Origin of the sequence: Boseongicola sp. (assembly GCA_014075275.1) — a bacterium.
In the GTDB taxonomy this organism is placed as follows: domain Bacteria; phylum Pseudomonadota; class Alphaproteobacteria; order Rhodobacterales; family Rhodobacteraceae.
Genome location: CP046179.1, coordinates 146,878 through 161,232, shown reverse-complemented (window position 1 = coordinate 161,232; position 14,355 = coordinate 146,878). Strand labels below are relative to the sequence as shown.

Genomic DNA, 14,355 nt, shown 5'->3' with positions numbered 1-14,355 from the left:
AACCGCACCTGCATTATTTAGATACGCAATGGTATTGCGTCCCGCTATTCTCCAAAAGCAATACCTTCGCGTCTGGGGTCGGCGCCACCGCTCAGAGTTTCCGACACCTGAATGGCGTGCAATCCCGAGTTCAGGCCGCGCAAATTGACCTTGAACCCCATGTTCGTCAGCGCATCTTCAAAAGCAGCTGCATCTGTTCCGTCCTCCAGGTCGTATGTCCCAAAACGGTTAACCAAATGCGGCATTGAGACGGCCTGTTGAACATCCATTCCCCAGTCCAAATGGGCAATGATCGCTTGCGCCACGTACCCGATAATCCGGCTCCCTCCCGGCGAGCCGATCACCAGACTGGGGGCGCCGTCCTGCAATACAATCGTCGGAGACATGGAAGAACGAGGGCGCTTCCCCGGCTCAATACGGTTCGCAATCGGAAGTCCGTCGCGTTGAGTGCGGAATGAAAAGTCCGTTAGCTCGTTGTTCAGAAGAAATCCGCGAACCATGAGGCGCGATCCAAAGCCGTTTTCGATGGTTGTCGTCATCGATAACGCGTTCCCATACTGATCAACGATCGAGATATGGGACGTTGATGGTAGCTCGAGGGACTCGTCATCGGCCCAAAGAACTGCGTGGTCCCATTCTGGAGACCCTGCCGAGACCTCGGACAACGCCATTTCGCCGCCAAGTAGGGCAGCGCGTTCATCAAGATACGCATCCGCAGTCAGCCCTTCCGCAGGCATTGGAACAAAATCACTGTCGGCCATAAAACGCCCGCGATCAGCAAACGCCAAACGCGATGCATCGCCAATAAGGCGCCACGCATCTGAACTTGTAGGGCCCATGGCCGCTAGATCGTAACGATCCAGCATCCCCAGAATCTGCCCTAGAGTAAGCGCACCCGACGAAGGCGGGCCCATGCCGCAAACCTCGCTTGCGCGGTATGTCACACAAACTGGCTCGCGTTCGACTACACTATAAATAGCAAGGTCAGTTGCGCTGAGAACACCGGGGTTACCAGCTGCTGTTCGTACGGTTGCCACGATATCGTCAGCAATCGGTCCTGTATAAAAGGCATCGCTTCCGTGCGCGGCGATCAGCCTGAGAGTATTTGCATACTCATCATTCACCAACATGTCGCCAGCCTGCAACGCCTCCCCTCCGGGGAAGAAATAGTCAGCGGTCTTCGTGAACGTCTGTAGGCGTTCGGCCCCACCGGCAACTGAGCTGGCCATGCGTTCGGATACAGTAAAACCGTCCTCGGCCAGGGAAATAGCCGCCTCAAATAGCCCGGCCCAATCGGACCGGCCCCAACGGGTATGTGCTTCTTCCATCAACATTGGCGTGCCCGGAGTCCCGACCGAGCGGCCACCGACCACAGCATCCCAGAATCCCATGGGTTCGCCGTCGGGGGTTTGGAACAATGTCGGAGTGACGTCCAATGGCGCGGTTTCGCGGCCATCCAGCGTCGTGACCTCGCCAGAATTCGCGTCGTACCAAACTAGAAATGCGCCGCCGCCCAGGCCCGATGACTGCGGCTCAACCAATCCCAAAACAGCTTGAACCGCAATCATGGCATCTGCAGCGGTGCCACCATCGCGCAAAACCGCGGCTCCGGCTTCAACTGCCAGTGGATTCGCTGCCGCGACCATCCAGTTGTCAGCAACCGTTGGCGTCCCGGCCTCTTTGGCGGCAAGAGCAGCCTGCGCCGCCTCAGAAAGTGAATCGAATTTGGATAAGCCGCTGGCAACTTCTGGAGAAACGGCATCTGCGGCTTGTTGTGCGAACGACGGTGTAAGCAAACAAGTCGCAAGTGCCGCTGATGAAAGAAGAGTGCGTATCATTTTTGGAATCCTCAATACATGCAATGCTCCAATGCTGACGTCACGGCCGCAAAATGCAACACTTATGCAATGCAATATGGAAATTGCTCGCGGCGATTGCGGTTGGATTGAGGTGCACAACCAAGACAATTTCGCGCTGTGCAATTGACCGTGATCACTCGACCAGAAATCGCCTTATGTGATCAATCAGGTGTGAAAACGCTGGTTCCGCTTCCAGCAAAATATGGTTTTTACTATTGAGAGAAACAAGGCGCGCGCCCGGATGTCCTGACGCAATGAACCTGCCAACTTGCGCGGATATTTCAGTGTCGTTACGGGCCAGAAGAACCAACGTTGGTGCTGCAACTGGTAGAACCAGTCTGATTGTTCCTGCGTAGCAACCGGAATGAAACTGGATGTGAACGATCGCCAAATCTCTGGGCTTTTTTTGCTCCAGCCGGTTTGGAAGAGCATGCTCTTCGCGACGGGTTGCACAATCGCCTGTTCATCCTTGGCGAACCGCCAACGCTGAGAGAATCCACCATAAATGACCAGTTTCTGAACTGCTGCAGGATGGCGAACGGCACAATCGATGGCAATGCAAGCACCCCGAGAAACACCGAAAAGATAGATGGACCGTTCCAACCCCAAATGAGCCACAAGGCATTCAAGATCGCGAACCAGTCTTCATACGTTGCATTATCCACGTGCCAGTCTGACGAACCAATGCCTCGTTCATCATACCGGATGAAAACTACATTCTTGTCATTGCCCAACCCGAAATCGGTTTTTGGTTCAGAAAAGCCGCGGATGAAAAGATTATGCGCATTGGCGTTTCGACCGACGGTCATCATCCCGCTTCATCGCCGATTAAACGCCCTCGCCAAATTGAATATCTGAATTACTTCCGAAACCTGATCGAAGCCCTTAAAAAGTTTGTCGATCTCTCGGCCCCCGCCGCCCCTAGCGGATTGAAACTTCAAAAACAGGCGAAGCGCCGGACGATAAAGACTGTCTTCGCCCACCAGTCGGTCAAAAATATCTCGTTCTAAAGCAGACTCTAACAGCTCTGAGAACTACCACTGATCACGCCGCGCCCCGTCGCATCCGCCGAAAAAATTTGCTGCGCGCGTCGTTTCTGTGCGAGTATCCACGGCGGAGGATCTGAATGTTCCGTCGGCAATTTACTTTCGCAGCCGGTGCCTCGCTTTTGGCAGCGCCTAGCCTTGCACTTACAGACAAGGTGCTCAAGTTCGGACTGACTCCGGTATTCCTGACCAATGACCGCGAATTATTGCAGCGTCTGGAACAGTATTTGGCGACCGCGCTCGGCGGGAAAATCGAGTTGGTCTTCAGGAAAACTTACCAGGAAATTACGTCATTGTTGATCGCCGGCGAATTGCAGGCCGCGTGGATTTGTGGCTATCCGTATTTGCGCAACGAAGACCGGCTCACCATTTTGTCGGTGCCGGTTTGGCAACGCCAACCGCTGTACCAGGCTTATATGATCGCCCGTGCCGATCGGACCATCGACGATCTTGAGGCGCTTGAAGGCGATGTGCACGCATACTCGGATCCGGATTCGAATTCCGGTTACCTGGTGACGCAATCCGAATTGATAAAGCGTGGGCACAAGCCCGCGTCTTTCTTTGAAAAGACTTTCTATACATTTGGGCACCGCAATGTTGTGCGCTCTGTCGCGGCTGGACTAAGCCATTCGGGAAGCGTGGATGGCTATGTCTGGCAGGCGATGAATGTCGCCGAGCCGGAGCTAACGATGCGCACGCAAATTGTTTGGAAAAGCGAATGGATGGGTTTTCCACCCATTGCCTGCCTGACATCCAAAAAAGAATCCGAAGCCGTTCTGGCCGTTAAGAGTGCGCTTTTGTCGATGAATGAGACGGATGATGGAAGGACCATCCTGGGTCTTTTGCAACTTGACCGGTTTATGGTGCCTTCACCCAATTTGTTCGAGCCGATCCGGAGCCGGATGGCATTGCTAGATGCAGAAAACTAGGCGATGCGTTGGACGTTCCACTATCTGCCAATAAAGATCCGCGCGCCCTTGGCGGCTGCTCTTTTACTGATCCTGGTGGGCGCGATTGCTTCACAACACGTCCTGTCACGCCTGTCCAAAACGCAAGACCAGAACTTGCAGTCTGTCGCAACGGTATTCCTGACAGGGCTTTCGGCCACGCTTGAACCCTCGGTATTGAACGAAGACATTTGGACAACGTTTGCCATCCTTGAGCAATTCAAGGGCGATGGTGCAGCCATTCCGGTCAACAACTTGGTTGTTGTTGATGCTTCGGGAATTGTGTTGGCCGCCGGTGATCCAGAGAAATACTCAAATGGTTCAGCGCTGCCCGACACGATTCAATCCGCCGGGGACGTCAACAAAGTCTCTTTGGTATTAACCGGAGAAAGTCTTTGGGTCCGTCGCGACATTAACTATCAGGGCCAGCCCATCGGGTCTGTTTATGCCGAATTTGATGTCACAAGATACCTGTCTGAAAGGTCGTCGGCGATATGGTCGTTATTCATCGGCAACGCACTTGCAACGTTACTGCTTTCTATTGCCGGGTTTTTTCTAATCCGGCGAATGCTTCGTTACGTTTCTACGATCTCAGACTACATGAAGGGCGACAACGGGCATCCTGAACCGATACCGGAAGCTCTTTTCCCTTCGGATAGAAACGAATTCCGAGAGCTTTTTGCACGATATAATCAGTTGGTAAGTGCCGAAGAACAACGGCGCCAGGCCATGACGCGCTTGTCCGAGCAGGCACGTCTGGTCAGCCTTGGTCGACTGTCATCAACGCTTGCACACGAAATCAACAACCCCCTCGGCGGTCTGTTGAATGCGGTAGACACGGCGAAACGCTATCAAGACAGCCCCGAGGCGCTTGGCAAATCGCTTGAGCTTATTGAACGGGGGCTAAGAACAATCGCTGACGTCGCGCGCGGAACTCTTGACTTTTATCGCACTGATCGGCGCGCAGTTGCGCTCTCAACAAGTGATTTCGAAGACATCGCCCTGCTGCTCGAACCCGAACTAAGAAAAAAGTCTCAAAAACTGGTCAGACATATTGGCGCCACTGACCCGGTACTGGCAGATTTTTCAAACGGCCTCGTCCGGCAAATTGTGCTAAACCTGCTGCTGAATGCGTCGGCTGCCACACCTGAAAATGGAACGTTGCATCTAAACGTCACCGAAGATCCCTCCGGTTGCTTGATCATCCGCATTGCCGACGAAGGGCCAGGGTTGCCAGCGGATTCCAGAGACATTCTGCTGTCTGAAACCCCCCTCAATCCGGGAGCCGGGCTTGGTCTGCGGCTGGTGCGTGATCTTGTTGGTGAATTGCAGGGCGAGATCGACATTCTGACGCATGAAAATGGCGGCACCGAGATTGTCATTCGATTGCAGCCAGACTCTGAGCATGGATACGCCGCATGAAATTCGAAGGTCGCCATATTGCCCTGGTTGAGGACGATGAAATCATGGGCGGCTCTTTGGTTCACCGGTTGGAGCTGGAAGGCGCGCGAATTAGTTGGCTGAAAACCCATGCTGTCGCGCTGGGAGCAATCAGAACGCCCTACAGATCCTTTGACGCCGTTGTGTCCGACATAAAACTACCAGATGGGGATGGAGGGGATCTGTATCAGACACTTTGCGACCACGGGAACCCGCCGCCGTTCCTGTTCATTACGGGGCATGGCGAAGTTGAACAGGCTGTGAAATTAATGCGCAGTGGTGCGTCAGATTACTTTGTGAAACCGTTCGAGATGGACGTGTTTCTGGACCGACTAGCACAAATTTTACCATCGAGACTTGATAACAAAACAACTGCAAACGTTGGAGTTTCCGATGTTGCCAGACATGTTGAAACAGAAGTTGCTCGCGCTGCAGCTTTGGATCTGCCCGTGTTGATAAAGGGTGAACTGGGAACCGGAAAAGGGCTTCTTGCCGAGGCCATTCACTATCAGTCGGCTCGAAAATCTGCCGAATACCAAAAACTTGATTTTGCCCGTATCCCGGAAGAGAAACATGCGACAGTTCTGACTGAGATGCTCGAAAAGGACACGAGCGGTACGCTTTTGCTGTCCGTTGTGTCAAGTGCCAGTGCAAACGCGCAGGCTCATCTTCTCAACACGCTGGATGCCGGCAAATTGCCGATGAGGATCATCGCATCCGCGCGCGAAGTCTCAAGTAATACCGATCAAGGGGCCGATCTGCGAATGGACCTGTCACTAAGGCTGAGCGCTTTCGAGATCCGCATACCACCGCTTCGCGAACGCCCTGAAGACGCTGTATGGTTGCTACACAGGTTTTTTGATCACGCAAACGCACTCGAAGGAATGCGTCTGGATGGCATCAGCGCGCAATGCTTCGACGCGGTGCAAACCCATCCTTTGCCCGGAAATGGAGCCGAGTTGAAGGCCCGGGTTAAGCGTGCCGTCGCCTTATCACAGAGCAGAATTCTCATGAGTTCTGATTTGTTTCCGGAACTGGCGGAAAAACATCTTTCGGACGTTCGGCAAGAAACTGTCATAAGGCCGCTGGCCAGCACACGCGCAGAAGCTGAGAAAACCGAAATTCAGCGCGCTCTGGCGGCTGCGGACGGGCACGTCAGCGAGGCTGCGAAGATGCTGAATATCTCCCGCACGACTCTTTGGGAGAAAATGCAACGATACAAGCTGTGATCAATGTTTGGATTTCCGAACATCACGCTGCGCCGTCGTTCGTAAATCCGAACATCCAGTTTTAATTATTCATTAACAATGAGTTGTTTCTGCTTTGCAGCCAAGTTTCGGCGGCGTTGACGCCCCCGATCCGGGCTAACCTATGGCCAAGTCAATAGGAGGAGACTTCTCATGAAATGCAACAAACTTGTCGACGTTGGCCGTCGCCAGTTCTTAAGCGGCGGTGCGGCTGCAACAGCGGGTGCGGCTGCGTTGGCCGTCTCCGGGACCGAAGCAAAAGCGGCATCCGCAGGTGCGCGTCTCGATTACCCATCTAATCGACTTGCAAACGTTGCCGACCTTGCCGTCAACGAACCCATGGACATCGCCTATCCAGATGATGACAGCCCCGGCATTTTGATCAAGCTCGGTTCGGCTGTCGAGGGCGGAGCTGGCCCGGACAGAGACATTGTCGCCTATTCGGTTCTGTGCCCACATAAAGGGTGGTGGCTCCAGTATAATCCCGGCGACAAGACGCTCAATTGCCCGGGTCACTTCTCGCGCTTTGATTGCGAAGCAGGCGGCCAGCAGACCTGGGGACATGCAACGCAAAACCTACCACAATTTCTACTTCCGCATAGACGCCAGCGGCGACATCCACGCCGAGGGCGTGGACGAGCTTATTTACGGCCGTCTCAGCAACGTGCTCTGAGGGAGGGACACATGGCTTACAAACGTCAAATCGACCGTCTGCCGATCATTCCAGCAGACGCCAAAGAACAAAACGTAACATGCCACTATTGCATCGTTGGGTGCGGCTACAAAGCCTACACCTGGCCGATCAACAAGCAGGGAACAAACACGGACAATATTTTCGGTGTTGACCTTGGTGAGCAACAGTCGATGGATACTGATGCGTGGTATGCGCCATCAATGTACAATATCGTTCAGCAAGACGGCGAAGATGTCCATTTGGTCATCAAACCGGATTCCGATTGTGTGGTGAACTCTGGCCTGGGCTCTGTCCGCGGTGCTCGGATGGCCGAAAACCGTCGCTCAGACGTAACTGGAACGCAGCAACAACGGCTGACCGATCCGATGGTCTGGCGTTACGGAACTTACCAGCCAACGAGCTGGGACGATGCACTGGATCTGGTTGCCCGTGTCACCGCACGGTTCATCGAAAAGGATAACGAAGACAACCTTTATGTCTCGATGTTTGACCATGGCGGTTCGGCGGGCGGTTACGAAAACACCTGGGGAACCGGCAAGCTCTATTTTGGCTCAATGAAGGTCAAAAACTGCCGCATCCACAATCGTCCGGCCTATAACTCAGAGGTACACTCGACCCGCGATATGGGCGTCGGCGAACTCAACTACGCCTACGAAGACTACGGTCTGACCGATACTATCATGCTGGTCGGCGCCAACCCGTTGGAAACTCAAACTAATCTGTTCCTGAACCATATGGTTCCCGGCATGCAGAACGGCGCGAAAGTGGTTATCATCGATCCGCGCCGCACAGTCACTGCCAACGCCTGCGAGATGCAAGCCGGTGCAGACAACGTGCTGCACCTGTCAATCAATTCCGGCACCGATCTGGCACTGTTCAATGCACTGTTTACCCATATTGCCGATCAGGGTTGGGTCGATAGCGATTTCATCGCGGCGTCCACGTTCCAGAACGGTGAGGCTGTGCCTGAAAGCGGCACGCACCCTTGCGCACTTGGCTCGTTTGATATGGCACGTGAAGCGCTTCGCTTGTCCCCCGCCGAGGCTGCCGACATCTGCGGCGTTCCAGCAGCGGACATCGTAAAAGCGGCAGAGTGGATCGCCAAACCAAATGACGATGGTAGCCGCCGGAAATGCGTAACGGCCTATGAGAAAGGTATCATCTGGGGCAACGACAATTATCGCACTGTCGGCGCGCTGGTGAACCTTGGTCTTGCGACGGGCAATATCGGCCGCGAAGGCGGCGGCGTCTGCCGTCTGGGCGGCCACCAAGAAGGGTACTTCCGTCCGCCAGAAGGCGATTTCGTCGGACGCCCCGCAGCATATCTGGATGACCTCATCATCAATGGCGGCGGCAAGGTCCACCATGTCTGGGCCTGCGATCACTATAAGACAACGCTCAATGCGACGACCTTCAAAGCCGCATATAACAAGCGGACGAATATGGTGAAAGAAGCCATGGACGCCGCTGCCGGCAAGTCACGCGAAGAGGTGGTTGACGCAATTGTCGCCGCCATTGACGCCGGAGGCTTGTTCTCGGTAAATGTGGACATCATCCACAGTCAGATCGGACAGGCAGCGCATGTGGTGCTTCCAGCGGTTGAATCCGGCGAAATGAATCTGACTTCCATGAACGGAGAGCGGCGTTTGCGGCTGACCGAAAAATACATGGACGGTCCGGGTTCGGCGATGCCAGACTGTTTGATTGCCGCGCGAATGGCCAATCATCTGGAACGCGTTCTGGGCGAAATGGGCAGCTCAGATTATGCGGCTCAGTTCCAGGGTTATGACTGGGAAACCGAAGAAGATGCATTCATGGATGGGTATAATCAGGGCAACCCGGATGTAACCTATGATCGCCTTCGGGCCATGGGCACAAACGGGGTCCAAGAACCGGTGACCGGCTATGATAACGGTCAACTCGTCGGCACGGCGCGCTTGTATACAGACGGCGTATTCAATCGCCATGGGCGCGATGATGGAAAAGCCCTGTTTGCCGCCAGCACCTGGCGCGGTCTTCAAGCGCCAGGCAAACAAGCGCAGAAGGATAAGTTTGCTTTCCTCATCAACAATGGTCGGTCAAATATTCACTGGCAGAACTGGTTTCTGGATCAGGACAACGAGTTCGTGGCGGACAGATACCCCTATCCGTTCATCGAAATGCACCCCGATGACATGGCATCCGTCGGAGCCGGGGCGGGCGATCTCGTTGAAATATTCAACGATAACGGCGCGACCCAGGCGATGGCATATCCGACCCCTTCCGCAAAACGAGGAGAGACCTTCATGCTCTTTGCTTCGCCCAAGGGTGCGCAGGGTAACGTCATCAACAGCGGCACGAACGAATTAATCCTGCCGAACTACAAACAAACATGGGCCAATATTCGCAAATTGGCTGATGCACCCGCAGCCGTGAGCCACCTGTCATTCAAATCGAAAGAGTTCGATTTGGGCTGACCACCATTCACGGTTTCGGACAAGCGCCCGGCGATTTTCGCCGGGCGCTTTCGTTACTCGCTTGCAAAAAGCGAGTAGGATGAGAGGACAAAATAAGCGAGCATCATTCGACGCCGGTGCATCAGGGCGCACCATAAGCATACACGATGCTGAATCCGCCGCGCTCGCGATTGCCTGGCCAGTCGTGACATCTGACACCGTTTGCCCGGAGCAGGTTAACGGCAGAATTCTGGTTGAAAATATCGCGGCATCGATCAGCCTGCCGCCATTCGGGTACTCAGCAATGGTCGGTTAGTCGAAAGACTGACGCACTTAACGAGCTGCTGTCCTCATTTCCGATTTAGGCGTTCGGCACAAGTCCGTTTGTAAGAACAGCTGTTGTGAGATGCTGTGTTCCGGCTAGAATGACCGATGCTCCGGAATTTGCGTTGACGACCGTCATGATCGCGCGCTCACCAGCAGGGGATTTCATACACCTTGCGAACTGCCCTGCCATACCCTCGGGGACACTTTTGGGTGCGCAAAGAAGTGTAGATGCGGGGTCTTCGTGCTGGCGAGATGACAAAGGCAAAGTGGCTAGGTCTGAGCCGCTATGCGTTACTGTATGCAGGTCAGCACAAAGAGCTAACGCGACAGACAAATACGCCCGAGACCGGTCCGATAATGCGAACAAAGTGATTCATCTGAGGCAGAGAATGTAGAGAACGTGACCGTAACGAAGATCATCCATCCACAATCAAACATCAAACGCGGATCGGCTAAGTCATTGAAAAATGGCGCGCTGGGAAGGATTCGAACCCTCGACCCCCTGATTCGTAGTCAGGTACTCTATCCAACTGAGCTACCAGCGCACGGGCTTGGCATCTAAAGCCGGACGCCCCGCTTTGCAAGAGCGATTTTACTCGGCAGCCTGATCTTCTGTGACCACGCTTTTCGGCAACTCAATGGCAAAGGTCGTTCCCGCCTCGCCCGTCTCGCGCAGCATCAATGAACCACCGTGACCACGCACCAGTTCGGCAGCAATCGCCAGCCCCAACCCCGAGCCTCCTTTGCGCGCACCACCCTGAAACGGTGTAAACAAATGCTCCTGTGCCTTTGGCGGCAGACCAGGGCCCGTGTCTGAAACCTTAACCGTCCACTGACGCGCAGTTTCCTCGGCCGCCACCCGAATCTCTCCAGATTTGCCAGCGGTCTCCAAAGCCTGTCGCGCATTGCGCACCAGATTGGACAAGACACGATACAACTGCTCAGGATCAGCACGCACGATCATGCCTGCCGGCACCTCATCTTCGAACCGGATATCACCGGTCGCAGCCAGACGCTCACCTTCAATGGCATCTTGAACAATCGATGCCAAAGGTATGCGATCCAACGCCGGGGGCGGTTCTTCGGCCTTGCCAAACGCCAGTGTGCTCTCACACAGATTCACGGCTCGCCCGATCGAGTTCATCAGCTTCGGCGCCATCCGCGCCACGACCGGATCTTCACTGCGCTCCAACCGGTCGGCAAACAGCTGCGCCGTGGTAAGTATGTTGCGCAAATCGTGGCTGACTTTGGCAACTGCCCCGCCCAGCGATGCCAGCCTTTCGCGCTGACGCAGAACACTCGTCAACTCGGTCTGCATCGACTTCAAGGCGTTCTCGGCATCGCTCAACTCGGTGACCGAAGCCGTCGGTTGGATGATCCGCCGCGCGTCTTCCGGCGCTGCGGCATAGCTTTTCATCGCCGACACGACCCCCTTGATCGGGCGCACCAGAAATTGACGCACCGCAAAGAACAACAGCGTCGCCGTGAAGATCGAGATCACCGCCGACAACAGCAAAATCCGCACTCCATAGTCGATCATCGCTTCGCGAAGCGGCCCGGTCGGCATGGTGATTTCTATCAACTGGCCTGCGTCCCGCGTCGGGTTTCCGATCACCCGCACCACCTGATCTTCGGTTTCGATTAACCGGCGCGACGCATCCATGATCAAGGTCGTCGCGGGGGCATCCCTTAAATCAAATGTCGCAACAATCGGCGATGGGATCTCGGACGACAGCATAAGCTGGCTGACCTCATCGCGACGTAAGACAACGTTATAAACCCCGGCATTCTCCAAAAGCTCTTTCTCAAGCTCGTCATCAATCATGTCGTTGGCCAGCAATGCCAGCGACGCAATCTGCGACCGCTCAAGGCGGTTCATCATGTAATCTTCGCGAAACCGCGCAATGGACGGGACGAAGATAAATACCTCCGCCAGCATCACAAACAGAATCGTGAGTGCCAAAAACCGTCCAGATAACGTGTTCAGAAACATACCGCCTCGTTTCTCAGGGCGTTAAGGCAGGTAACGCTGCACGAACCCGACAACCCTTTTCACCGTAGGGTTATCAAAGAGTTTGGGCGAGAAATAGGCCCCAGCGGCGCGCTTGTTCACTTCACCCAGCGTCGGATAGGGCGCAACCATTGCTGCAACTGCTCCCATTTTAAGCCCGTTGGCGATAGCTAACGCCCAGACACCGATCAATTCACCGGCCTGTGCACCCACAATCGTGGCGCCAATTGGCTTGCCCTTCAGCACCATCACCTTGATGAAACCGGCAGTTTTGCCCTCGGCAATTGCGCGATCATTCTCGTCGTAGTCAAAACGTACAACCGTGAGCGCCTCGCCGTGCCGTTTCTTCGCTTCGGCTTCGGTCAAACCGACCTGTGCCAATTCCGGATCGGTATAGGTCACCCAGGGGATATGGCTGTATTTCGCTTTTGACGGCAACCCAAACAGCATGGACCGGATGACAACACCGGCATGGTAACCCGCGACATGAGTAAACTGCAGACCGCCAGCCGCATCGCCGACGGCGTAAACCTTGCGGTTAGAGATGCTGCGCAAATCCGCGCCAACTTTCACAGCCCGATCATGGTCAACATTACCCGCCTTCAGGTCCAGCTTGTCGATATTCACTTTGCGACCAACGGCCATCAGCACATGACTTCCCGAAAATGACCCGTTCGAGGTTTGAACTGTTATGACGCCATCGGCTTCACTGATACTCTCAGCCATGGCATCTTCGACAATTTCGACGCCCTCGGCTCGCATATGGTCCAAAACCACCGCAGCAGCATCGGGATCATCCCTATGCAATGCCTTCAGGCCTTCGATAACGGTCACCTTCGAGCCAAGCCGAATATGCGCCTGCGCCATTTCCATTCCAATGGGGCCGCCGCCGATCACCAGCAAATGGTCCGGCTTCTCGCGCAGTTCAAAGATGTCTTCGTTGGTGTAGTGGGTCACGTCTTCAAGGCCCGGAATTGGAGGCACAAACGGCCCCGACCCGGTCGCGATCACAATCCGCCGCGCCGTAATCACCGTATCGCCCGCCTGAACTTCCGTCGGGCTGATGAACTTTCCGAACTCGCGAATGACATGCACCCCAAGCCCCTCGAACCGCTCCTGGCTGTCCACCGGCTCAATCGTCTCAATGACCTTATGAACATGGTCCTTGGCAGCCGAGTAGTTCACCTCTGGCATCACCGGTGTAACCCCGTATTTCTCGCCAGTTTTCATCGCATGGGCTTGTTTCCCAGCCGCAATCAACGCCTTTGACGGAACACAGCCAAAGTTCAGGCAATCACCGCCCATCTTGTGGCCTTCCAGCAAAACCACCTTCGCGCCAATTTGCACGGCCCCGGCCGCGATGCTCAGCCCACCCGAGCCCGCACCGATAATCAGAACGTCTGTCTTGATACGATCCATGATCCTACAGCCCCTTCTTGCCGCGCACGGCCTTCAACAAGATCGGCAGAGCAGCCAGCGCACTCAACCCAAGGATTGGCAACAAAATCTGCGGCTCAAAGATAATGCCCAGGTTCGGCGTCTCACCACGGGCAAACACCTCACCCAAACCGGCCCCGACGGAAGTATAAACCACCGCCCCCGGAATAATCCCTAGGAACGTCGAGATCACAAATCGATGCAATGGCACTTCCAGAAACGACGGCACAAGGTTGGCAACAAAGAACGGCACCGCTGGCACCAGCCGGATCAGAAACAGCATCGACCATTGGTTCTCGTCGATCCCCTCCTTGATCTTCTTCACCGCCCCGTCCGAGGCTTCCAGCTTCGCGCCCAACTTCTCGCCAAAGCCCCAGCGCGCCGCCAGAAAGATCGCCGTCGCCCCTATCGTGGCCGCCGTCACATTGAACAAGGCGCCCGGAAAGGTCGTGAACAAAAAGCCACCGGTCAGCGTCGCAATCGTCGCCCCCGGCAAGGAAAACCCAACAATCACGACATAAGCCGCAATAAACGCCAGCACCGTCAGCAGATAATTGGCATCGCGGAAAGCAATCAACGCTTCGCGGTTGGCAGCCAACGCGTCAAAGCTCAGGTAATCGCGTAATGTAAACGCCCCGATCACTGCAACGATGAGGATAATCAACAAGGGCAGCCGCCGGGCCAAACCTTCTTTCGGTGCGCGAATTTCTGTCATATCGGCCATTCCAATCACTTTCCGGCTGTGGTCACTGTCCTGCCAGAAGATGCGCCCCCGTTGGGTGAATTATCAGGGAGATCACGCTCGGTTGATGTCTGGTGATCATTCCCGACCCAAATCCGGGCCATTCCTGCACGAGTGTAACAATTGCCGCGCCTTTTCGCGTCGATTGTTGCAATTCAGTGGCTCACCGG

General features: G+C 55.0%; 9 protein-coding genes, 1 tRNA gene and 1 pseudogene. 5 read left to right on the top strand and 6 right to left on the bottom strand.

All coding sequences use genetic code 11. The annotated features are described in order from the left end of the window. Positions 1-44 precede the first annotated feature (44 nt). Both ggt and GKR98_00825 read right to left on the bottom strand, forming a co-directional pair. Positions 45-1,838: a gamma-glutamyltransferase gene (gene ggt, locus GKR98_00830; protein ID QMU56877.1), complete on the bottom strand. Its 1,794-nt coding sequence runs from the start codon at positions 1,836-1,838 to the stop codon at positions 45-47. Positions 1,839-2,149: 311 nt separating this feature from the next. Continuing rightward, a complete protein-coding gene (locus tag GKR98_00825) occupies positions 2,150-2,671 on the bottom strand; it encodes a hypothetical protein (GenBank protein ID QMU56876.1) in 522 nt (173 codons plus the stop codon). A gap of 314 nt (positions 2,672-2,985) precedes the next feature. Between GKR98_00825 and GKR98_00820 the strand changes: the two genes are divergently transcribed. From GKR98_00820 to GKR98_00800, 5 genes and pseudogenes are all read left to right on the top strand, one after another. Beyond that, on the top strand, positions 2,986-3,834 hold the full coding sequence (locus GKR98_00820) for a PhnD/SsuA/transferrin family substrate-binding protein (GenBank protein ID QMU56875.1): 849 nt from the start codon (positions 2,986-2,988) through the stop codon (positions 3,832-3,834). 3 nt (positions 3,835-3,837) lie between these two features. After that, positions 3,838-5,274 (top strand): sensor histidine kinase, encoded by a 1,437-nt coding sequence (locus GKR98_00815; protein QMU56874.1) that lies wholly within the window; start codon positions 3,838-3,840, stop codon positions 5,272-5,274. Then, positions 5,271-6,521 carry a response regulator gene (locus GKR98_00810; protein ID QMU56873.1) on the top strand — a complete coding sequence of 417 codons (1,251 nt, stop codon included), beginning with the start codon at positions 5,271-5,273 and terminating at the stop codon, positions 6,519-6,521. The genes GKR98_00815 and GKR98_00810 overlap by 4 nt, the downstream gene beginning before the upstream one ends. A 171-nt stretch (positions 6,522-6,692) precedes the next feature. Then, positions 6,693-7,212 (top strand): annotated as a pseudogene (locus GKR98_00805) (arsenate reductase (azurin) small subunit). 11 nt (positions 7,213-7,223) lie between these two features. Beyond that, complete coding sequence (locus GKR98_00800; protein ID QMU56872.1) at positions 7,224-9,689, top strand: arsenate reductase (azurin) large subunit; 2,466 nt, start codon at positions 7,224-7,226, stop codon at positions 9,687-9,689. Positions 9,690-10,463: 774 nt separating this feature from the next. Here GKR98_00800 and GKR98_00795 read toward each other — a convergent pair. The 4 genes from GKR98_00795 to GKR98_00780 all read right to left on the bottom strand — a co-directional run bounded on the left by GKR98_00795 (position 10,464) and on the right by GKR98_00780 (position 14,167). Further along, positions 10,464-10,540 (bottom strand) — tRNA-Arg (locus GKR98_00795). Positions 10,541-10,587: 47 nt separating this feature from the next. After that, the gene (locus tag GKR98_00790; GenBank protein ID QMU59919.1) at positions 10,588-11,982 is read right to left on the bottom strand and encodes a sensor histidine kinase; all 1,395 of its coding nucleotides are present in this window, start codon (positions 11,980-11,982) and stop codon (positions 10,588-10,590) included. 27 nt (positions 11,983-12,009) lie between these two features. After that, positions 12,010-13,425 (bottom strand): dihydrolipoamide dehydrogenase, encoded by a 1,416-nt coding sequence (locus tag GKR98_00785; protein QMU56871.1) that lies wholly within the window; start codon positions 13,423-13,425, stop codon positions 12,010-12,012. 4 nt (positions 13,426-13,429) lie between these two features. Beyond that, entirely contained in the window at positions 13,430-14,167 is a 738-nt protein-coding gene (locus tag GKR98_00780; GenBank protein ID QMU56870.1) for a TVP38/TMEM64 family protein, read from the bottom strand. Positions 14,168-14,355: the final 188 nt, after the last annotated feature.

Coding starts and splice junctions, on each gene's coding strand:
- ggt (QMU56877.1), bottom strand. CDS start 1,838: ATGATACGCACTCTTCTTTCATCAGCGGCACTTGCGACTTGTTTGCTT.
- GKR98_00825 (QMU56876.1), bottom strand. CDS start 2,671: ATGATGACCGTCGGTCGAAACGCCAATGCGCATAATCTTTTCATCCGC.
- GKR98_00820 (QMU56875.1), top strand. CDS start 2,986: ATGTTCCGTCGGCAATTTACTTTCGCAGCCGGTGCCTCGCTTTTGGCA.
- GKR98_00815 (QMU56874.1), top strand. CDS start 3,838: ATGCGTTGGACGTTCCACTATCTGCCAATAAAGATCCGCGCGCCCTTG.
- GKR98_00810 (QMU56873.1), top strand. CDS start 5,271: ATGAAATTCGAAGGTCGCCATATTGCCCTGGTTGAGGACGATGAAATC.
- GKR98_00800 (QMU56872.1), top strand. CDS start 7,224: ATGGCTTACAAACGTCAAATCGACCGTCTGCCGATCATTCCAGCAGAC.
- GKR98_00785 (QMU56871.1), bottom strand. CDS start 13,425: ATGGATCGTATCAAGACAGACGTTCTGATTATCGGTGCGGGCTCGGGT.
- GKR98_00780 (QMU56870.1), bottom strand. CDS start 14,167: ATGGCCGATATGACAGAAATTCGCGCACCGAAAGAAGGTTTGGCCCGG.